Raw genomic sequence first — 25,366 nt, 5'->3', positions numbered from 1 at the left:
TTCCCCTTACCTCTTCAATAGACAATGGCTCCCCAACTGAGGTGGCGTGGGACAGTACAATATTTTTCTGTAATTTAGCCGTTTCCTCCTCTGATATGGTTTTATTGCAAAGAGCACCAAAGCCTGTTGTGATGCCATACATAACTCGACCCTCTTTTGTCCATTTTTCCACAAGGCTACGGGCTTTTAGTACTCTTTTGCAGTATTCATCTGAAAACTCTACCTTTGCGCCAAAACGGGCAATGGCTATAAACTCTTCTAGCTTTAAGTCAACATTCCCTATTATAACTTCATTTATCGTCTCAGCTTTTAAAACTACTGTCACAAATATTGCCTCCTTAATAATAAAAGAGAGAGAAATCTCTCTTTTATTTAACTGTTGTATATAATTAAATTATTCTACAAGCTTATCGATAAAGAACATCTTAATTGCTGATATCACCTGAAGTACAAATACAAATAGTACCATTGTGCCTCCTGCAGCTGCTAGAAACTTAACTCCATCAACACCCTGAACTCCACCGGCGAAGGCTACCATTACAAATGCTATAATACCTATTGATAAGCCCCAAAGTAATTTTTGCCATCTAGGTGGCTCTTGATCATGGGAAATGTTTAATGTGCATAGAGAAGCAATAGTTCTTGTCATTGAATCTGCTGCTGTTGAAAATGATAATATTAGAGTTATCATTACAATAGGTATAAATATAAACCCTAGAGGTAGGTTTCCTAAAAATGTCCAAAGACCAGCAACAGCACCACTTTCATTTATAGTACTAACAAGGTCTAGGGTTCCTTCTTGCTGCCACTTAAGTGCAGTTGCTCCAAATGCACCAAACCAAATGACACTAAATAAAGAGGGAAGTATCCAGTTAATTATCATAAACTGTCGGATAGTTCTTCCATAGGATATTATAGCTAAGAAAATACCCATAAGTGGTGCGTAGGCAATCCAAATAGCCCAGTCATAAAGTGTCCACCACATTACAAGCGCTTCTCCACCAATATCGATTGGATCAAGTCCCCAAATCCAGAAATTCTGTAGCCAATAGGCCATTCCCGCCGTAGAGGTTCTAAAGATATATAGAGTAGGTCCTAATACAAATAGTAATATCAAGAGAACATAAAACACTTTTGAGTTTATATCTGATAACCATCTAATTCCTTTATCTAGTCCTAGAAGTGATGATACCGTAAAGGTTGCTGTTATAATGGCAGCTAATAAAAACCACACTATTATTCCTTGATTTATTCCATAAGCAACTTCTATCCCAGAGCCTACTAATGCCAACCCAGCCCCCAGAGAGGATGCTAGTCCTAAAGCAATAGCTAAAAGTGATAAAGTGTCTATTATATTTGCCCATATACCCGTAGTAACCTTCTCTCCAAACAAAGGTATTAGAGTGGCTGTTACAGATAGTGGTTTTTTTCTATTAAAATACATATATGCTACTATAAGTCCACACAACGAATACATTGCATAGGGTATAAAGGTCCAATTATAAAAACAACGGGCTATTGCAAATATCGCTGCCGTAGCTGTTCCTGGCTCCACCCCAGTTTGAGCCATCTCGCCATAAATATTTCCAAAATAGATTATAGGTTCATTTACTCCATAGGTAACAACTCCTGTTGCAATTCCACCAGTAAGTGCCATAGCAAACCAAGTTAAGAAAGAAAATTTAGGCTTTGCCTCAGGACCACCAAAACGAATGTTTCCAAGCTTAGAAAAAGTAACAATAGTAACAGTAATTAATGCAACTATAGATATTATTTGATATATCCACCCAAAGCTTCTTAGAGACCACATAAAGGTATTCATAGTTACTTCTGTAAGCATTTTATTATTTAAAATTCCCAATAATGCCGAACCACCAACCACAAGAAAAGCTGGCCAAAATACACCCTTACGTAATTGCATTGAATCTTCTTTTTTTGCTATTTCTTTTGACATTTCCTCTCCTCCTTACTTATTTACAATAGTCGAAAGCACATGGATTCTTAAAGCATTCACCTCCATACCTATTAAATAGTTAATTAAGATAATCTTCTGAAAACGTTATCTTATCCATGTAGTGCATATAAATAGAGCAAGTACTATGCCAATTGATCTTCTAAAAAATAAAACCCATTATAACCATTGTAAAGACTAGATTTATATTTCTAATAAGGTAATTTGATGTATATGGCTTCTAATAAATTTTTAAATTTTCTTAATTTTTTGTATATTAATGCAAAAAAATTTTGCTCTATCATCTTATAATCCTCTAATAAACAAGTAAATTGGCGCCAATTTTTTTGGCGCCATAGCAAATTTATTTTGCTCCGCTACTACTAATTTGTAATTTTTTCATTCTATATTGAAGGCTTTGCCTACTCATACCTAGTTTTTTGGCACTTTCTGTTATATTTCCATTATTCTTTAATAATGTATCTCTTATAACTTCTTCTTCAAATTCCTCCATTTTTTCCTTTAATCCCAATTCCTCAGCTTCTAACTTTAATGCCTTAATTTTTTTACAGCTTTTTTCTAGTTTATGCTCTACATGTTGTGATAGCTTTAAGTAATCGGGTAAATAACTTATTTTTAATGTTGTTAAGTTAATTGGCATAAAGTTAAATGAATATTCTACAGCATGTTGTAGCTCTCTTATATTTCCAGGCCAATCATAGCTAAGAAACAAATCAATAACTTCCTTTGAAAATACTAGTTTATCTCTATTATACTGATTAGCTAAGTTATTTAAAAAGTGATTAGCTAAGGCAGGAATGCATTCCTTTCTTTCCTTTAAAGAAGGTAATTCAATTTTAATAGTAGATATTCTATAATAAAAGTCCTTTCTAATTTTATCTTTTTGCATAAGCTCAAAAAGGTCTTGATTTGATGCTGCTATTATCCTAACATTACATTTAAAGTATTTACTTCCACCAATTCTTTGAACTCTTTTCTCTTGTAACACCCTTAATAGCTTCGCCTGCATTTCTAGGCTTATAGAATTTATTTCATCTAAAAAAATAGTTCCTCCATTAGCCATTTCAAAAAAGCCTTGCTTTTTAACACTTCCTGTAAATGCCCCTTTTTCCGTACCAAAAAAGAGACTTTCAAAAAGATTACTTGGTATTGCACTACAGTTAATATCAATAAATGGCTTATGTCTTCGAGAGCTAAAGGCATGAATACTCTGAGCCATAAGCTCTTTTCCAGTTCCAGTTTCTCCATAAATTAAGACACTGGAATCTGAAAGCGCCACCTTTTTTGCAAAATGTATTGTGTCCTTCATGTTTTTTGACAAGTGTACAATATCATCGAACTTATATAAATGCTGATTATTTACTGTATCTTCATTTTCTAAATATGTTGCTAAGTCCGAAACACGGTTTTTCATTTTATCTAATAGGGAAAAATCGCTCTCAAAAACAACAGCACCATATAAATTATCATCTATTATCAATGGATATCCATAGTTAACTGTGGTTAGTGATTTACCATTTGAAGTTTTGAAACGATCACACCTATTTGCAACAGCTTTTTGTGTTCTAAGTACTGTTAATACAGTACTATATTCTTCCTCTAAGTCATATAGGTCTAATAGGTGTTTTCCTTTAAAGTCTTCCTTGTTGTAATTCTCAAGTCTTTCACTGGCAGGATTGCAATCCATAAAATATCCATTACGGTCAAAAATCTGAATTCCCTCAGATACATGGTTAATAGCTTGATTATAGAAGTCAAGAAGGACTGAGCTTTCACTTAAGTATAAAATCACTTCATCTTTTTTCTCTAACCTTTGGTACTTAAAAAACCTGCTGTTTATTTCTAATATTCCTCCTTCAGGCTTAATGGAGGTGTTTAATAGGTGCTGAATGTTTTTGCCCACTGAGTTAAATAAAAGACTATGCTTAAACCATTCCTTCATCTCTCCAACATACTCTATTTCTTTAATTAAGAACTCAGAATCTATTTTTAACACTATGTCAATTATAGCCATTGCAAACCTCCCATCTTAGCTTATTAGTAAATAAAATTATATCATAAACTGAATATTATTTATAATGAAATAATTTTACAGCTTGTCAACTAGTAATTAAATATAATAGCAAGCAATAAACATATTATTAAAAATCAAATCCTTGTTCTTCTGTATTACACTTCACCCTAATCTTTGCTACTACTGGTAGTAATAAGTTTTTTTATGGTTTTTACATGTGCTTTTGATGGGGCCTCATTTATCGCACTATGGAAAAACTCTAATAGCTTGTTATTTAGAGGAAGTCCTGTATCTTCAATTAATCTTATAAATTCCTTTATTAATAGCCATCTATGCTTCGGATTCTTTTCTGGCTCTTTAAATGATTCTATTATACTAAACACAATAAAATCAGATAAATTAGGCTTTGCATTAATAATCCTCATTGAATATGTTATACAATACTTTCTTGTTGATATTTTTTCATCATATAACAGTTTGCAAAATGAAGGAATTATCTTATTAAGAGTTTCATCGTCTACTTCCTTTGCAATAGAAGAAAGCAAATCCATACCATAGTTGCGATGATATGAGTTTTTGTGTTCTAATAATGAAGCAAAGTCCCACAAAAAACAAGCTAAAGTATCTGGCTTGACAGTAGCTACTTCCGATAATATTATATATGAATGATAATACACATTTATTTTTCTGTTGCCTATCATTTCTTTAACCAACATACCTCTAAACTCCTCATCATTTAATGCTATGTCTATATACCTGTTGACATCAGCATTTGTTTCTGAAGCTGCTTCAATGTAATTATCATACATTATCCTTCATCTCCTAATCATTATTCTTTATCTCAGCTGTATTACTAACACTCCCGCTTCTTAAGCAGGAGATAAGTGCCACTGCATATGCTAGACTTAACTACAGGCTGTAGCTACTGTTTTACGTATAATTATTATTTTACCATATGTAATAAGATGGAACTGCCTTTTTCTACACTTCCTGTACCTTTAAGTATACACTTCACAAACACTTTTGCTTCTTCAGTGTAATATACATGACTTCAAGCTTCAAAATAAGTGGAGCTAGTCTTTTTTTATTTGATTATAATTATATACTAGCATATTACTATCTACTATAGCTTATTATCTGTGTTTTCTATCAAGATCCGTAGGGATATTTTCTCAAGCATAGGGCACCCACAATAATTGTCACTAACTCAGTAAAAATCACCGCCATCCAAATACCACTATTACCAAATATAATGGGCATAGTTAATAACCCTATTGTAAGAGCTATAAGACTTCTAAGCACTGCCAATGCTCCAGATAGCACTGGTGCATTTACAGCGGTATAGTAAGTAGCAACAGTTATGTTTACTCCGCTTAATATGAATGATACTGCAAAATAAACTAAAATTTCAGCAGCCATCATAATAGTGGCTTGATTTTTTACAAAAATACTAGCTATCCTCTCACTAAACATAAGGGTTACTATGCATAAAATCACACCAGTAACTAGATTTGCATATATAGAGGCTTTTTTTAATCCTTCAACTCTTGAAAGCTTATTTGCACCTATATTAAAACTAACAGCAGCTTGGTTTGCTTCTGCAAAGCCATAAAATACCGATGTGGAAAATGTAGTTAACTGAAGTGCTACAGCATATGCTGCTACCCCTTGAAATCCAATTCTCTTTATTATTATTACGTTGTATATTAAGGCAGCAACCGATGTGGCTGACATGCTTAAAAACTCCGATGAACCATTAAATAGCATTGTCCATATTTCTTTCATTTTAAAGACAGGAGTTGAGAACCTCCAGGTTGATTTAAACATTATAATGTATATCATTAATATGCAAGGAACTAATTGAGAAACCCCAGTTGCTAGTGCAGCTCCCTTCATGCTCCATCCAAATACTCCAATAAATAGATAGTCTAGTAGTATATTTATTACTGTACCACTTAATACAATCAAAACCATTTCAACAGGCTTTCCATCTAATTTTAAGAAGAACAAAAACGCAAAATTTAACAAAAAAGGTAAAAAGAATAAAGAAAGTGTTTTTGAATACTCTATCATTAGCTCAGCTACTACTCCACTAGCCCCCAATAAACTTGAAAAGCTTCCACTAAAAGCAAGCAAGAAAACTGTAGAAGTAATCGATACTATACTTAATAGTACAACTGTAACATTGAAGTAATTGTTGCTTTTTTCAAAATTCTCTTTTCCCTTAAATATACCAGCTAATGTTGTTCCTCCAACAGCAACCATTGTACCTATTCCTCCAAGAAGCATAAAAACTGGCATTATAAGTGTAATTGCAGATAGACCTTCTGGTCCAATGTATCGTCCAATAAACACTGCATCAACAAACCCCGCTGTATTTTGTGCCAGTACTGCAAGTATAGAAGTAATTGCATAGCTCCAAAATATTTTTGATATGCTGTCATTTCCTAAATCAATATTTTTATTTTTTAATTTTTCCATTTATCTACTTCTCCTCTAAGTTAGAATTTAATATAGTTTGTAATAGTTATACTATTCCTATATAATAAACCTTGAAGTAGGTTTAATGTCAAGGGGAGGTTTTACTTTGCGTAAATACTTAACAATAGGTGAGCTTGCAGATCTAATGAAAACATCTACATCGAAAATTAGATTCTATGAGAAAGAGGGATTATTAGCTCCCTGCAAGATAGATGATAACGGCTACAGACTTTATGATTTTAATGAAATAGATAGATTAGATACAATTTTATTGTTAAGAAAAATGGATATATCGTTAAAAGATATGAAGGCTATTTTCAATAGCAATTCAGTTGACAGCTATCTGGAAGCCTTAAAGTCGTCAATTACATCTATAGATTCTAGGATTGAACAGTTAATAAATAAAAAGCAATATATTGTTAAAAAAATAAACTATATCCAAAACTTTATGACTGATAGTAGTTCTTTTAATGTGACATTATTTGCCGAGAGAATTCTAAATTGTCTTCATACCGGAAATATACTGAAATACTCACTTAAAGACATCTACGATGTATTAAAATCTAAGGGCATTGACTATTCAGATACTTATCAAGACAACTATATAATTCCTTTAAATAATGATAACTATAGTTTTTGCTTAATGAACACACCTGGGATTAAAAATGCTGATAGCTTTGATAGGATAATACTTCCCGAAGGTATGTATTTAAACTATGAAGGTTTTGTACAAGGTTATGATGTTATTGATAATGAAATAGTTAAACTCTATGATCATATGAAAAAAAATGATTTATATCCAATAGGTAATCTTGTAATCATTGAAAGGATTAGGTCTTCAGATTATTATTTTGGAAAAATAAACATAAGTATTCAAATTCCTATAGAAGATAACAAGAAATAAAGTAAATAAACTTGTTTATAAGTGAAAGTTAAGTGTTAAACAGCATTAATACTATTTAGACCTTTGTGTCAAATCCCTATTCAAACTGTAATAGTTTCAGGTTAACTATATATAGTTAGGAGATATATCAAATGAAAAGAGTAAGTTGTAGAAAATATGCCCCTAAAGACTATCATTTCCTTAGAGAGATGTTGTTTGAAGCTGTTTTCTGGAGCAGAGCAAAAAATCTTCCATCACTGGAAGAAGGATTGTCTTATGATTATACAAAGCATATACTCGAAGGTTTTGGTGAACGTAAAGGGGATACTGCTGTAATAGCAGAGGTTGACAGTGTTCCTGCTGGAGCTGCATTTATCAGGTATTGGAACAAAAACACTAACATGAGAGGGTATATTTCAGATGATATTCCCGTACTTGTAATCGGTGTAGCCAAACAATTTAGACGTCGAGGTATTGGTAACTATTTACTAAGATATTTGAAATCAGTTGCTAAAGAGAAGGGCATAAATAAAATTAGTTTATGTGTTACTAAAAGCAATATTGCTTATCATTTATACACTAAGCATAGCTTTAAAATAGTAAAGGATATTGATTCATCATATAATATGATTTGGGAATAGCTCACAACATATCTGGCTGGTTTTCTTTTTTGATAGTGACAGCAAACAATAGCTACTATGTTTTAAATGCTATTGACACATCTTCAAGCTTTTTTCGCCAAATCATGTGGTCAGCTCCACTGAACCAATAATCCTTTAATAGGTAATTAGGCTTGCCAAATTTTTTCTTCCATATCTTTTGAGCATTCTTATATCCACTATCTAAGCAAAACTCTTTAATTCCCCTGCTCTTTAAGGTAATATACATTGAGTTAAGAAGCAAATTACCTACCCCTTGTCCTTGATAATTGGGACTAACGAATAGTGTCCCTATCTCAACTAGCCCTTTATACTCCCCATTAGTACAGTTATAAATTAAGTCACTGGTAAGGCCGTATTCTATGGTTCCAATAATTCTATTAGCAGCTGTCGCTAATAGAAAATACCTTTTCTCTCCATCACTATCTAAATCACTTTTTAAATATTCATTTTTAACTATTATTTCATTTGCTATATCCTCACTTAAGTTGCCTAAACCTTCCTTGTTAAATGTATCCCACACTACCGTCTTAAAAAATAAATCTAGTTCCTCTACATCAATAGTTTTAGGTCTTCTTATTTCAATTTTCATCAATCACCAAGTCTCCCTTATATTTTTTTTCTTTACAGCTTTAAAAGGGTATTAATTTACATATCTACATGGTCTTAATAAAACATGCTTTACATCTTCAAATCGCTATATTAAATAAGCTAGAAGTGAAATTACTTGTTTTGTGAGTTTAGGATTAATTATACTTTTTTAATTGGTCTTCCACTTTACCCGTGAGTGTGTTAGTAATAAATCCCTTCTAAATAGCTTTAAAATTATACTTGTTGATATCACCATTACCAGTATTATACTTATTCCACCAGTAGTATTAGTTAAAATAGTAATTAATCCATGAGAAAAGTTAGCCATAGCATGAAACAATAACGTAGCCCAGATACTTCCTCCTGTTTTTATCATTAACAGAGTAATCATTAATGACAGCATAACTGTATAAAATGTATAACCAATTAATGCTGCAAATACACCATACGTCAAGCCTATGCTATATTGAATAGTATCTGTGATAAAGAATTTTGGAAAATGCCAAAGTGCCCAAACAGCACCAACAATTACACTTGCTTTCAATGGGTTATATGTTTGCAATAGTCTTGGTAGTGCATATCCCCTCCAGCCTAGCTCTTCTCCCAGAGGCCCCTGCATAATGACGAAGTAAGCTATTAAGGGAAATAGAGTCCACACCTGTGGTAATATAACAGAAATTAGTATTGATTCAAATTTAACACCTGACGCAAAATATGAAATAATATAAGCTAGTGTTAGAATGCAGGGCATGAGAAACAAAGTATATATATACCACTTCAAATCATACCTAACTTTTATAATGCCTTTTAACATCTCTATAGTACCTATTTTTCCTAAAGTTATTAAGGTTAGTATTACTGCAATAAGTGATGGTGTAAAATTCCCAAACTTTATTAATAGTTCTTCAGGTAGAAACAGCTGTATTCCATAAGCCTTCAAAAATGCAGGCGTCCAAAATAACCAGGATAAAAAAATTGTTAGTGTAAAAAAACAAATTAGCTCTTTTTCTATATGCCGTTTTTTATGTGTCTCTATTACGCTTTCTATAAAACATGACTCTCTATCATATATACTCATACAGCATTCTCCTATTCTAATCTATTAATTAAAACTATAGCCTTTGTTGAAATTCTTAGGAACTACATATATATATTAAACACTTATAGGTTGTTTTTGGCAAGTGTTTTAAAAATAAAAACGTTTTTTTAAAATCTGCCTCAGTATTTTCATTAATATGAATAGCAATGGCTTTATTAAGTTTAATTGATACATATGATCTAGACAATTCTTTCTTACCCCCTTTTCATTTTTTTTACAATATGATTATAAAAAATCAAATAAAAAGAGCCATAGACTTTAATCTAGGGCCCCTAATGAAAAGATATGACTTATACCAAAATAAAGGACAAAAATCTAGGTATAACAAATAGCTGTTAACTGTCTCTATTGCTTTTACATCTATATAAATGCTTCATAAGATACTACGTACTCTTTAAATCCATTACGCTGGTATAATTCCCTTGCTTTTATATTCCATGAGTATGCGTGTAGCTTTACTCTATTGATACCTTGTCCCTTCATCCAACTCATTGTTTAATCTATTAGCTTTTGTCCCAGTCCAACCCCTCTTGCAATTTCATTAATATACAGTTCGTCAAACAGACCCATTGTGCCTGTTCCGTTTTCTGCTGCTGCATCCTCTTCATATATTCTTCCTAATGCATATCCTACTGGTTTATTATCTAGCTCTGCTATTAGTATTAATGTGTTTTTTCTCTATTGACAAATGTTTTTTCAGCCTTTGCTCTAACCGCTTCTACAACTAAACTATAATTATCATATTTACTTATAATGCTATGATTTTGTCTGCTAAACTCACTCAATTTAATTGCAAAGTTGACAAAGGTATTTTTGTCACTTTCTACTGCTTGTCTAATTTTTACTTTCATATATTCTCCTCCAACATCAACTTATTTTCTTATTATAGCAACAATTATAAAGATATTTTTCGAGCCTAGCATAAATGTCTCCCTCTGTAATCCTATTATAAGCTTTCATCGTAATCATTAAAATTCCTACTTTACTTATAATCATTCTATACCATAAAGCAAAAAGGCCTTATGTTACTGCCAAGGCCTTTTTGCTTATTTTTTATATATTATTTTACGCACTGTTTCATATGCCAATCCATATTCTTGTGATATTTCATGAATGCTAAAACCTTTTTGATACTTTTGCCTTATCTGTTTATTTCTAATTGCATAGTATTGCTTGGAACCACTTTTTTCTCCCCAAGGTGTTTTCTTGTTTTCACTTGGTATATATAAAATTTTACCACTAATATGTTTTTGAACTTCAACTAGCAAATTATTAGGTAATACTTCTGCTGCATTTAAGTATTTCATTACAATCCACTCCTTATTTATTATTCATAAATAAAGTGCAGAGTTCAGCAGATAGTACTCTATTTATCCCATACAGAAATAGTCATACTATCGCTTAATCTGCATGGGATATGTCTTTGCTTTAAATATTATAAGTAGAGCTTTTGCTAGCACTGTATCCTCACCCCTTAATATAGGTTATCTTCTTACGCCCATACCTTCATTTTATTCTACATTTATATTGCTGTCAATTTTGTAAAAGGTCCTTCCCTTACTTGCTAAATAGTACCTTTGATAATTTTAAAACTAGTATTGAGAATAAAATATATCTTAGAGTTGGCTAAATATTCAAACGAAAGGAGCATAACTTAAAAAGTTCATTTCGTGTCTTGACATTGGGGAGCATTATACAGCCTTTTTAGGAGCTTACTCTCTAACCTCTTTATATTCTTTTCTAATATAAATATATCTTGTCTTTCTTCAATTCCTGTCCATACTTTATCTAAAATAATTCGATATATAAAATCAAAGTCTACATTTGCTCCTGCTATTTCAATATAACCATCTAAAACATTATCAAGAACTCCTAATGGTATCATGTAAAAATCTATTGCTGGATCACCCCAACCTGAATCACCCCAATCAATAATAGATAACAATTGATCATTTTCTGTACACAAAAAATTGAACTCATTAGTATCTCCATGGACAAAACATTTTTTATAGGAAAAAATATTATCAGTATACTTTTTTTCTATTAGCTTTAACAAATATAAAGATTCGCCATTATTACTAAGTAAACCCTCAATTACCATGTCTTTTGTGTATTCTCTATCAGGACTATCAAGCCACCCTTTTGGGTCATCACAGCTTTTAATATTAATATGTACTTTCCCAAGTTCAAAACCTATTTCCTTCCATGTATTATAATAATTCAAATAATTATCTATTTCACCAAGAGTTAATCCATGGATCCTTTCCCAAATAGAATATGTTTTGTTTAATATTGAATAAGAGTCATCAAAGCAAACTAATCTTGGTGTTTTTATTCCATGTGACTTAGCCAATGGAGCTGCTACAGATTCTGTCAAGGCATCGGAATTCGCTTCTGGATGATCTGTAGGAATCCTTAAAATAAAATTCGGTGTTGCATATATCTCATTTGCAATACCGTGGGTAGTTAATTTGACAAATGATTCATATATTTTATTCTTGTTTAAAATTTCCTGAATAACATCATTCATATTTTCTCCTCCTATTCTAACTAGGTAGTGTTAAGTTTGACACAATTATTTTTTTACTAAGCAATCAATTTTCAAGGGTTTTACCATACTTTAAAGAAAATAACAATGACCCACTATTTTCGGTTATAGAACAAGTAGGGCAAGTAGGTACGGTCCTTGCTTGTCTAAGCATACTCCCACCCCCCCCATTCCTCCAGTTTATTCCAATTTAGTGCTTCTGTCAATGTGACAAGTAATATTGTCCCTACTTGATAATTAACTGTATTACCTTATTATTAATTTAAGTTAAAAAATTCATAATCTGATGATTAAAGTCCTCTGATTCTTCATATGCTCCGTGTCCAAGACCTTCATATATAACCAATTTACTTTCTTTTATTTTCTCCGCCATCTCTTCAGAAGTAGTTTTGCCTACAACCTCATCGCTGTCTCCACCTATTACTAAGGTTGGGCATTTTATTTTATCTAGTTCATTATAGGCATTATGGTTAATACATGCATGAGCCTGTATAAGAAATCTATCAAAGTCTTTTGGCTTACCTATTCTACTAATAATAGGATACATTAACCTATATCTTTTTAAACGCTTTTCAGTAAAGGTCTTTTCAACTGTATCAATGACCAAGTTTTTGTAATCATTTGATGAAGCCATCTCTATCCATCTTTCAACTACCTTTTGCAATGTTTCAGTCTGCCTTGAAACAGATACTGCAATAATTAGTTTCTCAACTATTTCAGGATAGTCAATGGCAAGGTACTGAGCAATCATCCCTCCCTGAGACACTCCCATAATATATGCATTATAAATCCCTAGTTTTTCCATTGCTATTTTTTGGTCTCTAGCCATATCTCTTGATGAGTAGCCTTTTTCCAATTTATTTTTTCTACTAAATACATATACTCGAAAATTCTTAGCAAACTGCTTATAGTACATAGCTAAGACTTTTTCTTGCTTATGGACTGTTTTTAAACCGTCACTCAAACCCGGTAAAATTACAAAAGGTTTTTTCCCATGACCAAATACTACATAGTTCATATCTGTCTCTCCTAGTTTCACATTACCTCCCTTTGCGTTGTAAAACATCTATACTCTCTCCCCTCTACTTTAACCCTTCTTTTAATATTTCTATATATTCAACAAGGCGCCTTAAATACTCATCTTTTAAGCTATTAATGTTGTCCTCTGACTCCACCTCTTCAATAAATTCTTCATTAAAGCCTTTTAACAACCATTTTAAAATATCAAGTAACTTTTTCTTCTCCCTTTTAAACTGAAACTGCTCCATATTAATATCTTCAAACAATTTATAATAGTATTCCTCACTCATAGAAGCATATTTTGCCTTAGTCTCTTTGTAAATCTCTGTATCATTTTTTACAAATGCCCTTTTAAGAAGCTTATATTCATCAGGATTTTGAATGTACCAAGTAAATTCCAGTTCTGCATACTTTATTGTTCTCACAAATAAGTCTCCTGGTAAATTTGCAATTTCATCTTTTAAATCGACAGCAAGATCGTTTATAATATAGTCCAGTATATAAAAATACATATCTTGTTTGTTTTGAAAGTACTTAAAAAGACTCCCTTTTCCTATTCCTGCATTCTTGACAATTCTATTAGTAGAACTTTCATTATAAGAATACTGCGCAAATTCTCTTAATACAACATTAGTAATCCTTTCTCTCTTTTCTTCATCTAATTCATAAAACAACTTCTTCAGCATAAAACTCTCCCCATTATTATACAATTTTAATATTTTAACCAAATCAGTGACCACGTGGTCATTAATTAAATTTATCAAAGTATTTTTAATTTGTCAAGACTTCTATGGAGGTTTGCTATTTAAAACAGATTTATATAATTTCATGTATGTACTAGCATTAACAATTCAAGGCTGATATATTAATACCAAAATACTAAAGTAAACAAAGAACTTTACCTTCTTTGTTTACTTTTTATGTTTATTTCTATAATTTTCTTAATATTTGAACAAATATAAATGGCATTACTTTATAAATAGGAGTTATATCTGGATTTTTCATTATACCACTAGCAAATAAAATAAAAAATAGAAGCACATATGCAAAAAGACTTATAAAAGTCAACTTATTCATTTTAATCATTCCTCCATATTTATACTATTTCTTGATTCAGTTAGGCAGAAGAAGGTTTTATCTGTCTTGCGTTTTCTCATATGCTTATATTTTTAATGCATACTATTCAATTCTTGTACGTTTCCTTATTAATTTTAATAATATATTTATCCTAAAAACTGTTCTGGCTTTTCAATTAAAATAGGTACTTACCAACAAGACAATCGAAGCGTCCCCACGTCTCTATAATAATCTATATAGAGTTATTAGTAATCCTACAACAAATATTGCAGTAAATATGACTTTATTATTTTTTGCCACCCACTTAGGTAAAAATATATCAAATCCTATTTCACGATTATCTGTATATTTATATCCTAAAACTGTTAGAGGGCATTTCCATTTAAAAGCTAAAAGAACTATTCCCTCCAAAACTACTAAACCTATTGCTATAAATAAGAAAATGTCAATTTTATTGTTAATTCCCGCGTATAAAATATATCCGATAATAAAAACATAAAAAATCCAAATTACTGTATGTATTAACTTTATACAAAATAGTTTTTTACTCATGTTTTCCCCCTTCGTATAAGAATATATCTCGAAGATATATCCCATTAATAATAAGTGTTATACTAAAGATGTGTTGAGAATTCTGGACTTCCTCATCTATGATAAGGTTCACCGTATTATATGCAACGACGGTTTTTTATTAATCTTCCATACAAATGACCACACTTTTTATATTTCCTATCAAAGAACGACCTAGCTTATCTCTATCTTCTTAATATATTGAGTAATTCTTTGCTCCTTACATTTTTTCCAAAATCATCTTAACTAACAATAATAAATTAGAAAACCCTCAATCAATTAATTAGTCGAGGGTCTCACTGGTGAATGCAAGTTTAACTTACCACCATACATTCATCCAGCTTTAATAAAAACCGTACTCACTTATTATACTAGAATCTATGTAGTATAATGAATTAGTATTAGGCTACATTATACATTCCAATATGCTATAATAAGGTGAAATGTAATAATGGTAATAATATCACATATATACTATAAAGATGTATTGTAACTAGATATAATAACGAAGTATATGTATTTGAAAAGGATTTGAGAAGTTTTCATTATATAATATATAAAAATAATGGTGGGTATATGAAAAAATCAGAAAGATTGAATGGACTAATATTTGCATTAAATGAGAGAGGTAGGCTTACTGCAAAAGACCTTGCTGAATTATTTGAAGTTAGTGAAAGGACTATTTATAGAGATATTGATGCGTTATGCCAGCTTAAGGTGCCAATTGTCGCTTATGAAGGATTAAACGGAGGATATGAAATAAATTCAGATTACTTTCTTCCTAGTATAAAGTTAAATAAACAAGAAATCCTAATGCTACTTATTGCTTTAAGGGTTGGTGAGGAACTAAAGTTACCAACTTTATCTGGTGATTACCAACTTTTAAGAGCAAAAATCATAAACACTTTTTCAAAAGACGATCTTGACCAGGTAGAGAATTTGCTTGATAAGATGAGTTTTTATTTTTCAAGAATTGAACCGACTGAGTATGTAGTAGGCGTATTTTCTACCATTATAGAAGGGCTTATAAATAATGTTCAGATTAGTATGGAATACTATGTGCCTAAAAGGAATCAGTTAACTAAAAGAATTTTGTCTCCTACTGAGCTTTTTTTTGACGAAGGTGGATGGTATTTAACTGGTTTTTGTCATATGCGAAATGAAAAAAGAACATTTCGTTTGGATCGTATTCGAGGAATTTCTCTTTTAGAAGAAAAAAATCAAGTTAAGTGTGACCATCTTAACAATATTTCGAATCATTATATTGAAGAAACCTATATATTGGAGCTTTTACCGTCATTCTACCGAGTAATTAAAGATAATTTTTACATGAGCAAAAGTCAAATTCTTTCCGAGAACTCTTTAATTAGGGTTCAGGTAGTAAGCCAATTCAAAGATGAAATAACAAAGATTATCCTTTCAAATCCAAATAAGGTAACAATTATAGAACCAGCTAGCTATAAAAAGGAAATTCAGCAATTAATAGAAGCTCTTTCAAATAAATATTTATAACTCTGACAGGTATATGTCAGAGTTTTTTTGCTATTATACTTAAAAAGAGGAGGGACTATAAATGATTTATACTGTAAAAGGACCTATTAAACAAAAGGAGATGGGAATCACCTTATCTCATGAACATTTTAAATGGGAATGTGATGAAAATTTAGCTCTAAGTATGTACTATGAGAAAAGATATGATGATGAGGCTAATGAAAAATTTTATGAAAGGCTGTTGCCTATAATGATGAGCCTTAAGAAAGCAAAATGTAGAGCAGTCGTAGAGGCTTCACCACCAATTGGAGGACAGAATCTAAGATTGTTGAAGAAATTATCTGAAGCCACAGATATACATATTATTCCTTGTACTGGTATGAATATCACCAAATATGCTATTGAGTTATTTCCAAAGGAATTCTCGGATCAGTTAGCAGATCGCTGGATAAATGATTTCAATCTCGGTCTTGATACAATCGATAATATTTTGATTCGACCAGGATATATTAAGTTGTTATTAGATACTGGAGAACTGTCAGTTATTGATAGAGAAATGCTACGTGCTGCTGTTAAAGCAAGTAATGCTACTGGTATGCCAATTCATTGTCACATCTTTGAATCTGAAATGGTTGAACATGTTATTGAGCTTCTAAAGAAAGAAAACATGGACCTGTCGAAATTCTTATGGGCACATGGAGATTATGAGAGTAATATATCAGCCATTGTAGATGCCATAAAATCAGGAATTTGGGTTGGCATTGATCTAATTAAATCAGAAACCCATCAAGAAAGATGTGACTTAATTAAAGCTCTTATAAATAAAAAAGTGGAAGGACATCTGTTACTTTCTCAAGATTATGATTTTTACGAGATGTCTGCTAATAAAGAAGCTATCAAAAATTCAACGAGTTTATTGAACGAGTTCATTCCATATTGTATTGAACAAGGAATTGAGAGTTCAAAGCTTATCGAAATGTTAAGCAAAAATCCAAGTATATTCTATAATATTGGAGAAAACTAGATATAGTAATGAAAAAGATCAGTCAGCTGGTAATAATCTTTTGACTATTACTAGCTGGTAGCATTAATATATATTCAAATTAAATTTATAAAACATTGATAACTCACATTATGCAAAACCGCCGTTACTTATGATACGGGTCACCGTATCGCTGTAACTATAGTTTGATTTATTAAGTTTAACTTAGCTCGAAGCGTTAGTGCCTATATATTAAGACTATAGATTTAGTACATTACTCTGGATAATATATGACCATGCTTACCCTTGTTAAATCATCTCCTGAATTGTGATATGCATGGGGCTTGTCAGCTCTAAATTTTATTGAATCCCCTTTTTTTACAGTATACTCTTCATCCTCTACTCTAATAGTAATCTCACCATCAAATACTGTAACAAACTCATAAGTTTCTTGACCATGGGGTTCTGCACTTAAGTATCCACCTTTTTCAATTTCTACTTTGTATACTTCAAATCTTCTTCCATCTTCATAAGGGAAGAATGGATATAGTTTATACCTTCCATTATCTTCAATCATTGGCTTAATATCCTCTTTAGTAACTATGACAGTATCTGATTCAGGTTGATTTAAAAGAGTGGTAAATGATACCTTAAGTCCATTGGCAATTTTCCAAACTGTTGTAATAGTTGGATTCGATTCTCCCCTTTCAATTTGTCCCAACATACTTTTGCTAATACCTGTCATTTCTGCTACTTTATCTAGGCTTAACTTCATATCTCCACGAATTTGTTTTAAATTCATAGAGATAACAGAATTTAAATTTTCCATAAATAATTATCTCCTTTCTCTTGTGCGTTATACAGCACATAGTGTATAATATGCTTAACTATGCTTCATACTATACTTTTTGTATATTATAGCATACAAACTTCAAAAGGAGGATATTTTTATGTTTAATTTAGGTGCATTCCTTTCATATGTTTTCGTTGTAACCTTTACCCCTGGCCCTAATAACATTATGTCCATGGCTAATGCGAGTAAGTATGGTTATAAAAAAACTCTTAAGTTTATTCTAGGCGTTTCTACGGGATTCTTTGTGATTATGCTTCTTTGTAGCTATTTTAATCTTCTACTATTTAACTTAATGCCTAAAGTTAAAACATTTATGGGAATAATAGGAGCAGGATATATGATTTATTTAGCTGTTAAAATTATGCAAAGTAAGGAAAAGGTAGTTACACCAAGTGATACATATGAAACGTCTGATGAAGGTAAAGAACAAACATCTAGTAAAGGTAAAGATGAGTTGAATTTATTTTTTACTGGTATGATAATGCAGTTTGTTAACCCAAAGGTCATTCTTTATGGTATCACAGTAATCTCTAACTTTATAACTCCTTTTTATAAATCAAATACTCTTTTAATTCTTTTTTCATTTTTTCTAGCTTCAGTAGGATTTTGGTCAACTTCATGTTGGTCATTATTCGGTTCTTTATTTAATAAGTTTTTATCAAAGTATGAGAAACAATTTAATATAGTTATGGGACTACTTTTAATTTACAGTGCACTTTCTATATTAGGTATCACTCATTTATTTAATAAATAAAACGTAGTATTAAAGGATAGCTCTTAGATTCATTACCTATTTCACAGCTATCCATTCTTTATTTTACTCTATATAATACTTCTATATGTAAAACTATTATATGAATCATTATCTTTGTATTTGTTAAAACTATTGATATTACTAGCTTTCAAGAAAACCGCATTTGTTTATGCTAAGGTTCACCACACATCACTAAACTGCAGTTTTTACTACAGACTCATATTTCAATACTAACTTAAACCTCTCAATTTAAGTACCTATAGAGCCGATTAAGCATTTTTAAAATATCTTCTTTTTTATCAATGCCCATCCCATCTTCAATATTCCAACACACAGCCATTGTCCCCTCAATATACAGTAGTTTGCTTAATACCTGTTTGGGAACATCTAGTTCTTTACTGATTACATTAAAGACTTTTTCAATAGTTGAATCAATCAATAGGTCATCTTCTTGATCGCAAAACTCATTTAAAACATACCTAGGAATATCAAAAATCGGGTCCCCAATAACACCTTTAGGGTCAATAATCATGTAATCATTTTTCCCTTTCAAAATATTATAATAATGGAAATCACCGTGCAACAAAGATTTTGACGAATATACTTTAGATAATTCAATATATAATTCCTTTGCTCTTTTCATATGTAAGGCTACTTCTTTCCATGATGCTTGTTTATCCATATAGTCACAAATTTTAAAAACCCACTCTTTATATGACTTGTACTTGAACTCATGATCATCTGAGTAGTTGGCTTTTTCTAGAGACTTGTCTTTGCTATGTAATTCCTTGAAAAGATTACAAAACACATCTAATCTAACGTCAATGTCTTTTTCAGACTTGAGCATTAATCCAGGTTCAATAGCCTCCTCAATTAGCACCATATTGTTAAAATCGACTTCAAGCAGCTGACAGATAGCTTTACTTTTAAAACTTTTTAATGCTGCAACTTCACTCCTGAATTCACTAGGGTTTCTTCCAAACTTCAGTATAATTGATCCAAAACTATTTGATTTGCCTTTAAAAACTAAATTTGCTGAGAAATGTTCAATTAATCTTAACTCCACTATATCCCATTTTACTATTAAAGGTTCAATTAAAGCCTCTACTCTAGTAAAAAAAGCATTTCCAAAATGCTTAACTATCTTCTCTTTATTTACTGTATCAATACTATCCCCCATTATGTTCACCTTCCATTTTAAATTCGTTAACATAGCAAGCGGCTACGTTCCTTGCTTGCCTACTAATTGGATTTGATTATCACGATCTTTATTACTTTGTAATACTTAAATTTAGTTTATGATATAGTTTTGAAACTCCACCAGAGCCCAGATAAGATCACCTCAGCATACAGCAGCAGGCAGAAGGACGTTTCATCTGTGTTGCGTTTTGTAATATGTTTATATTTTTAATGCATATTATTTAATTCTTATACGTTTCCCCATTAATCTTAGTTATAGATTTATCTTAAAAATTGTCCGGTCTTTTCATTTATTATATGTACTTACCAACAAGACAGGGGAAGCGTCCCTGCGTCTCTTTCTCCCCACGTCTCCTCCTAAAAATGATCATCACGGTGGTGCTTTCCACTTGGTGAAGGAATGTGATTCGTCACTCATGTTAGGATAACCATTGTTACATTTCTTCTTATCTGCCGTGGCACAGACCTAAGAGTCATGCATTGTTAAGCGACGGAACATGTCCCCATAGACCAGACTAGGGCGCTTAACACCAAATACAATAAAGCTATCACTTTACTCAATTTTAAAATTTTCAGATTTTAAGTTGCTGAAACTCCTTCCTGATATAGCAGTAAACTTTAATACACAGTAATCTGGATCGGTAACTCCCAATGGATAAAACTTATCGTCTCCATCTCTCCAAATAAACTCTTTTATTTCTTTTTCTTCTAACACTTCCATTACCCCTTTTAGCATTACTCCTTTAAACAATCTTCTGTCATAAAAATACAAGCATGCTTTTGGATTGCTTCTAAAATGAGCTATCTTTGAAGAAGAAGTATTTGTTGAATAATAAATCCTCCTAATTCCTTCTCGATGCCTTGGTTGTAACATTGCTCTAGTAGTTGGATAACCGTCACTATCAACTGAACTTATAAATGAAGTGCCTTGGCTATCAATTAAATTGGCGATGGTGCTCTCTGGATTTCTCATGTTCACATCTCCTTAAAATTGTTATCTTCATAGATTCCCTCGAGTAAACCCTGGCATAGAAGTCCTTGGTATGAGGCAAACCGCCGTTATTTATGATACGACTCACCGTACCGTTGTATCGGCGGTTTTTATTTTGACAGAGCAAATGACTCAAAACAACAAACGCCTTTGACTCAAGTACATAAAGCAAAAAAATCACATCATCTACTACAAAATCTATTTTTCAATTCTATTAAATCTATCTAATATAATTAATGCTTTTAGATTCCATGTTCCTATCCATTCATTGTATGCCTCTCTTAAATCTCCTTTATAATAACTTTCTCCCCATGGCGGATTAATCTTACCATTAGACTGTAATTGATTAATTAAAAAATCTAAATTTTCATTTAATTTTGATTCAGAAACTTCAAATCTATTGCTGTTTATACTACTTACAAAATCTACTGGTGTTGGTACGTATTCATGCCACTGTTTTGTATCATATACTATTACTTGTTCTATTGCTGATGAAATTACTTTTTCTAATCTCGTTTGCAAATCCCTCGGTAGCACTTCATATAATTTTATATAACAAAAGATTTCATTTTCTGAGTTGATTTCTTCCTTACTTTCTATGTAACTGATTGCATATTCTATCAGTTTTTCTATATCAAGTTTTTTAACATAATCTTTATATCTATATAAGTATGCTAAAACTTCAGCAGAAGGATTCCCCCAGTTTTTATCTATTATTGTCATCTCGTCATCTTCGTTATAATGCCACCAAGGAGCATGTGGAAAATCATTTACTTCCTTAGGAACAGCAAACCATCCATTTCTATCAATATTAAAGGTTGTCTCCAAATATCCTATAGCAGCTGCTATCATTTCTTTGGCTTCTTCTAGACGATCAATTTCGGATAAAAGTCTTATTCCTATAGATGTAGCCATTGGCGAAGAGTGGGGCAATCTAAAATCTGACTCTATTCCATGACCAAAACCACCATCTTCATTTTGATATTTTTTTAATTCATTTACTATTCTATCCTCTGATCCATTAAAGAAATAGTGGTGGAGTATTGCATTTTCTAATGGTCTAGCATACCTTTTAATGGACTGTGAAGCCTTTTCAAAATCCTTAGCTCTTAACACTTTCAATAGTCTCACTCTCTTTCATAAAATTTATTTCAAGCACTTCTACTTTATAGGTGTATAAAAACTGATTACATTTCCATCAATGTCACGTAAATAGAAAGAACGACTTCCCCAAGGTTGTATTGTTGGTTCTTTCACCCAGTCAATATTTATCTTCTTTAGTCGTTCATATTCTTCATCAACATTTTCAACATTGAATTCTAGAATTATACTTTTATTTAATTCAGCTTGAGCTGAACCTGGAGCTATACTTTCGTGGGCTTTCAAATCAAAGACCGATAACATATTATCTCCAACTCTAAATACAGCGTAATCTTCTCCATAAAACTCTGCTTCAATTTGTAAAACCTTTTCATAAAACTCACTTAGCTTCTTTACGTCATTCGTTATAATACAGCTATTTGTTAAATTCATCATGAGTCCTCCTCAATACCTTTTTTTCTATTTTAGTACTAATTATGATTATTGTATTGTAAAAAATGGACATCGTATTTTAGTCTCCCAGGGGTTTTTCCATAAAAAGTCTTAAAATCCTTAATAAAATGAGCTTGGTCATAATATCCGTTTTCAAATACCATATCTTGTAAGTTTATATTCGTAGCTTCATTTAGTTGCTTAATTATATTTTGAAATCGTATAATATTGACAAATGTCTTTGGATTTGTACCTATCCAGTTTTTAAAATTTCTAGATAGTTGCCTTTGACTCATATTCATTTCTTGTGATAGATTTTTAATAGATATTATTCCTCTATGTTTATAGATTTCATATAATGCACATATCATTAATTCATTTGATACACCCGCTTTTAATATTAATCTTACTAATTCATCTTCAATAATCATTAATCTCTCACTTAATGTTTCTGAAAAACATAATCTTTCACTTATCTCAAGAGCAAGTTTGCCTAAAATATCATCCAATGAAACCGACTTATCTGTAAAATCATTTGCTGAAATTTTAAGAAATGGAATGATCCCTCCAGGCCAGAAACGCACTCCTAGAAACTCACTTGTCCCCTTAACTTCTTCTTCAGAAGATTTAGTCATTAGTCCGCATACTGATCCACATTTACCTTTATTTATTTCTCCTATATCAAACACAATATCCATGCATCCATCAGGTATAACTCTGCTTGTAACAACTTCATTTGTAGTATTAATTGTTTTAGAAGTCCAATAACAGGCTATATAGGGTTGAAGCTTCCTAATGGGAGAATATTCTCTATATATTGTACTTTGCTGTTTTATGTTTGACCATAATTTTTCTCCCTGAGTGGGTATAAAGTTATTTAGATATTGTTTTATCATAGTTATATCCAACCTTATCTACAAATAATTTAAAGTATGTTCATAAAGTTTTATACACATGTTCACTTCATTTTTTATTTATTCCTTATCAATTTCATATGATATTAAATTCTTTTTTAAATGTTTAATTCTAAATCAAATAGACTACTAATCATCTGCTATTTCTGCTAAAATTGTTGGTATGACTCAGTTTGATATGAAACCGCAGTCATTTGTCATACGGTTCACCGAACTTTATATCTGCAGTTTTTTATATGTGCTTTATTATAGTATAAAAAGAAGCCCCTATTTAATATTTCATAGATGGTTGTTACTAACCTTCGTTGATATTATGTTAGCTATTTATTCTACCTGTAACATATCCACCTATAAAATAATTATTTTAATTCTTATATAAATGAAACATGCTCTAATTTATATTATAAAATTTTATTGTAAATCTCTTTAATACTTAGGAAATACTTCATTTTTATTCTTTTTACATATTTCTATTGAATCTAACTTGTTTAACGGTAAATTGCCATTAGATTTTTCGTAAACTAAACCATTTATTTTTTGTGCAAAACACTCTATCTTTGGTATACCTACAACCTCATTCATTTCTTTCCATAACTCTTTTATACTTTTAGCTTTTACATTACCAAAATCCATAGGAACAAAATCACAAGGATACAAGCTTCCTGTAGCACTTATATATGAATGCTGCGTTCCAGCTCCACAACCAAACTTCTCTTGGCTTTCGGTATAAGCAAATGTTGTTATCTTAGGAAACTTACTGATTTTATTTGCTTTGTGCTGTATCTCTACTAATTTCTCTCTATCTTTTTTGCTATAAAGGATATTACTTAGATTTTCTCTATTTAGTAAATCACCACTTAATATAGGCTCAAGTATTTTAACTTCATGAGCACCATTTTCACCAGCTAACTTAAACAACTTAAATAAATCTTCTTCACTTAAATTTTCTTTTAATATAACAGTTTGTGCCATAGTATAAAGTCCAGCATTTCTTGAATTTTGTATAGCATTAATTGCATAGTCAAATGCTTTATTATCACTTCTATTCTTATTATGATTTTCCTTGTTATGAGAGTCTAAACTAATCCCTATACTAAATAGTCCATTCTTTTTGAGCTCTTTAGCTTTTTCAAGTGTAAAGTTTACACCGCTAGTAAATAACGTTGATATACTTCTCTCATCAATCGACTTTACAATTTCATATATATCATCTCTAACCATAGGCTCTCCGCCAGTAAGACCTATAATTGGAGTTTTCATATCCTGTAAATCATTTATTACATTTATCCACTCATTAGTAGTTAGCTCTTCTTCATTTAATCTATTCTTAGAGCTACAATAAATACATCTATTAGGACATTTATGAGTTAAACATAAGTATATTGATATAGGAGCACTTCTTTTACCATAAATTTGTTGTGTAAATATATCCTCAGGATTATTCACTGCTTTTGCATTTTGAATAAATGCTTTTGAAGGAAATGGAGGTATAAATGTACTAATTATATATTTATCCTCAAACTTTATTACCTTTTCTCCTTCTAGAAAACTAGATATCATTTTAATGTATTTTTTTACATTAAAATTTTCATCTTCTTTAAATAAGTTATGAACTTCATATAAACTTTTTATTACATTCGTATCTACTGCCATCTTTGATAAAATAGGTAAATTTCTTATATTCACTATTATCCCCCTAATTATTTAACTTGTAGTTGTTTGCAAAATGCTTAA

Annotated in this window: 28 protein-coding genes; 5 read left to right on the top strand and 23 right to left on the bottom strand. The window is 31.2% G+C overall.

The annotated features are described in order from the left end of the window. From F8154_RS01865 to F8154_RS01845, 5 genes are all read right to left on the bottom strand, one after another. Positions 1–325: aromatic amino acid lyase (locus tag F8154_RS01865; protein WP_207706803.1), on the bottom strand; the 325-nt coding region annotated here is incomplete at its 3' end. A gap of 69 nt (positions 326–394) precedes the next feature. Next, positions 395–1,954: a BCCT family transporter gene (locus tag F8154_RS01860; RefSeq protein WP_151859893.1), complete on the bottom strand. Its 1,560-nt coding sequence runs from the start codon at positions 1,952–1,954 to the stop codon at positions 395–397. Between the two features lie 361 nt (positions 1,955–2,315). After that, entirely contained in the window at positions 2,316–3,986 is a 1,671-nt protein-coding gene (locus F8154_RS01855) for a sigma-54 interaction domain-containing protein (RefSeq protein ID WP_151859892.1), read from the bottom strand. 167 nt (positions 3,987–4,153) lie between these two features. Then, the gene (locus F8154_RS01850) at positions 4,154–4,795 is read right to left on the bottom strand and encodes a hypothetical protein (RefSeq protein ID WP_151859891.1); all 642 of its coding nucleotides are present in this window, start codon (positions 4,793–4,795) and stop codon (positions 4,154–4,156) included. A 340-nt stretch (positions 4,796–5,135) separates the two neighbouring features. After that, positions 5,136–6,467: an MATE family efflux transporter gene (locus F8154_RS01845; RefSeq protein ID WP_151859890.1), complete on the bottom strand. Its 1,332-nt coding sequence runs from the start codon at positions 6,465–6,467 to the stop codon at positions 5,136–5,138. A 106-nt stretch (positions 6,468–6,573) separates the two neighbouring features. Between F8154_RS01845 and F8154_RS01840 the strand changes: the two genes are divergently transcribed. Together F8154_RS01840 and F8154_RS01835 are read left to right on the top strand one after the other, a co-directional pair. Then, positions 6,574–7,371, top strand: a complete 798-nt coding sequence (locus F8154_RS01840) for a helix-turn-helix domain-containing protein (RefSeq protein WP_192929854.1) — start codon at positions 6,574–6,576, stop codon at positions 7,369–7,371. 131 nt (positions 7,372–7,502) lie between these two features. Continuing rightward, on the top strand, positions 7,503–7,991 hold the full coding sequence (locus tag F8154_RS01835) for a GNAT family N-acetyltransferase (RefSeq protein WP_151859888.1): 489 nt from the start codon (positions 7,503–7,505) through the stop codon (positions 7,989–7,991). 55 nt (positions 7,992–8,046) lie between these two features. Here the strand turns inward: F8154_RS01835 and F8154_RS01830 are convergent, their stop codons facing one another. From F8154_RS01830 to F8154_RS01795, 11 genes are all read right to left on the bottom strand, one after another. Continuing rightward, on the bottom strand, positions 8,047–8,601 hold the full coding sequence (locus tag F8154_RS01830) for a GNAT family N-acetyltransferase (RefSeq protein WP_243141128.1): 555 nt from the start codon (positions 8,599–8,601) through the stop codon (positions 8,047–8,049). 168 nt (positions 8,602–8,769) lie between these two features. After that, the gene (locus F8154_RS01825) at positions 8,770–9,678 is read right to left on the bottom strand and encodes a CPBP family intramembrane glutamic endopeptidase (protein WP_151859886.1); all 909 of its coding nucleotides are present in this window, start codon (positions 9,676–9,678) and stop codon (positions 8,770–8,772) included. A gap of 381 nt (positions 9,679–10,059) precedes the next feature. Next, positions 10,060–10,191 (bottom strand): GNAT family N-acetyltransferase, encoded by a 132-nt coding sequence (locus tag F8154_RS15330; RefSeq protein ID WP_243141127.1) that lies wholly within the window; start codon positions 10,189–10,191, stop codon positions 10,060–10,062. A 3-nt stretch (positions 10,192–10,194) separates the two neighbouring features. Continuing rightward, positions 10,195–10,311 carry a hypothetical protein gene (locus F8154_RS15645; RefSeq protein WP_408608995.1) on the bottom strand — a complete coding sequence of 39 codons (117 nt, stop codon included), beginning with the start codon at positions 10,309–10,311 and terminating at the stop codon, positions 10,195–10,197. 50 nt (positions 10,312–10,361) lie between these two features. Continuing rightward, a complete protein-coding gene (locus F8154_RS01820; protein WP_151859885.1) occupies positions 10,362–10,550 on the bottom strand; it encodes a hypothetical protein in 189 nt (62 codons plus the stop codon). 195 nt (positions 10,551–10,745) lie between these two features. Beyond that, the gene (locus F8154_RS01815) at positions 10,746–11,006 is read right to left on the bottom strand and encodes a CD3324 family protein (RefSeq protein ID WP_151859884.1); all 261 of its coding nucleotides are present in this window, start codon (positions 11,004–11,006) and stop codon (positions 10,746–10,748) included. Positions 11,007–11,362: 356 nt separating this feature from the next. Then, positions 11,363–12,229, bottom strand: a complete 867-nt coding sequence (locus F8154_RS01810) for a phosphotransferase family protein (RefSeq protein WP_151859883.1) — start codon at positions 12,227–12,229, stop codon at positions 11,363–11,365. Positions 12,230–12,509: 280 nt separating this feature from the next. After that, positions 12,510–13,313: an alpha/beta fold hydrolase gene (locus F8154_RS01805; protein ID WP_151859882.1), complete on the bottom strand. Its 804-nt coding sequence runs from the start codon at positions 13,311–13,313 to the stop codon at positions 12,510–12,512. 16 nt (positions 13,314–13,329) lie between these two features. Then, complete coding sequence (locus tag F8154_RS01800) at positions 13,330–14,031, bottom strand: TetR/AcrR family transcriptional regulator (RefSeq protein WP_192930114.1); 702 nt, start codon at positions 14,029–14,031, stop codon at positions 13,330–13,332. Between the two features lie 166 nt (positions 14,032–14,197). Next, positions 14,198–14,344 carry a hypothetical protein gene (locus tag F8154_RS14970; protein WP_192930113.1) on the bottom strand — a complete coding sequence of 49 codons (147 nt, stop codon included), beginning with the start codon at positions 14,342–14,344 and terminating at the stop codon, positions 14,198–14,200. A gap of 222 nt (positions 14,345–14,566) precedes the next feature. Next, complete coding sequence (locus F8154_RS01795) at positions 14,567–14,896, bottom strand: hypothetical protein (protein ID WP_151859880.1); 330 nt, start codon at positions 14,894–14,896, stop codon at positions 14,567–14,569. Positions 14,897–15,490: 594 nt separating this feature from the next. On the opposite strand from F8154_RS01795, the gene F8154_RS01790 reads away from it, so the two are divergent. Further along, positions 15,491–16,426, top strand: coding sequence for a helix-turn-helix transcriptional regulator (locus F8154_RS01790; protein ID WP_151859879.1), 936 nt, complete (start codon positions 15,491–15,493; stop codon positions 16,424–16,426). Positions 16,427–16,487: 61 nt separating this feature from the next. Then, positions 16,488–17,429 carry a phosphotriesterase family protein gene (locus F8154_RS01785; RefSeq protein ID WP_151859878.1) on the top strand — a complete coding sequence of 314 codons (942 nt, stop codon included), beginning with the start codon at positions 16,488–16,490 and terminating at the stop codon, positions 17,427–17,429. Between the two features lie 232 nt (positions 17,430–17,661). Here the strand turns inward: F8154_RS01785 and F8154_RS01780 are convergent, their stop codons facing one another. Beyond that, on the bottom strand, positions 17,662–18,216 hold the full coding sequence (locus F8154_RS01780; RefSeq protein WP_151859877.1) for a helix-turn-helix domain-containing protein: 555 nt from the start codon (positions 18,214–18,216) through the stop codon (positions 17,662–17,664). 121 nt (positions 18,217–18,337) lie between these two features. On the opposite strand from F8154_RS01780, the gene F8154_RS01775 reads away from it, so the two are divergent. After that, positions 18,338–18,994 carry a LysE family transporter gene (locus tag F8154_RS01775; protein ID WP_151859876.1) on the top strand — a complete coding sequence of 219 codons (657 nt, stop codon included), beginning with the start codon at positions 18,338–18,340 and terminating at the stop codon, positions 18,992–18,994. A gap of 244 nt (positions 18,995–19,238) precedes the next feature. Here the strand turns inward: F8154_RS01775 and F8154_RS01770 are convergent, their stop codons facing one another. The 6 genes from F8154_RS01770 to F8154_RS01745 form a co-directional block, all read right to left on the bottom strand. After that, positions 19,239–20,174, bottom strand: a complete 936-nt coding sequence (locus tag F8154_RS01770; protein WP_192930112.1) for an aminoglycoside phosphotransferase family protein — start codon at positions 20,172–20,174, stop codon at positions 19,239–19,241. A 573-nt stretch (positions 20,175–20,747) separates the two neighbouring features. Next, the gene (locus F8154_RS01765) at positions 20,748–21,167 is read right to left on the bottom strand and encodes a pyridoxamine 5'-phosphate oxidase family protein (protein ID WP_151859874.1); all 420 of its coding nucleotides are present in this window, start codon (positions 21,165–21,167) and stop codon (positions 20,748–20,750) included. Between the two features lie 216 nt (positions 21,168–21,383). Next, positions 21,384–22,301 carry a prenyltransferase/squalene oxidase repeat-containing protein gene (locus F8154_RS01760; protein ID WP_151859894.1) on the bottom strand — a complete coding sequence of 306 codons (918 nt, stop codon included), beginning with the start codon at positions 22,299–22,301 and terminating at the stop codon, positions 21,384–21,386. Positions 22,302–22,346: 45 nt separating this feature from the next. Next, a complete protein-coding gene (locus tag F8154_RS01755) occupies positions 22,347–22,718 on the bottom strand; it encodes a VOC family protein (RefSeq protein ID WP_192930111.1) in 372 nt (123 codons plus the stop codon). A 38-nt stretch (positions 22,719–22,756) separates the two neighbouring features. Next, positions 22,757–23,614, bottom strand: coding sequence for an AraC family transcriptional regulator (locus tag F8154_RS01750; RefSeq protein WP_151859872.1), 858 nt, complete (start codon positions 23,612–23,614; stop codon positions 22,757–22,759). A 444-nt stretch (positions 23,615–24,058) separates the two neighbouring features. Continuing rightward, entirely contained in the window at positions 24,059–25,318 is a 1,260-nt protein-coding gene (locus F8154_RS01745) for a radical SAM/SPASM domain-containing protein (protein WP_151859871.1), read from the bottom strand. Positions 25,319–25,366 lie beyond the last annotated feature (48 nt).

This window comes from Alkaliphilus pronyensis (assembly GCF_009017275.1).
Classification (GTDB): domain Bacteria; phylum Bacillota; class Clostridia; order Peptostreptococcales; family Natronincolaceae; genus Alkaliphilus_C; species Alkaliphilus_C pronyensis.
Note: the sequence above shows the minus strand (reverse complement) of the source record. Positions and strands in the feature narration are given on the sequence as shown.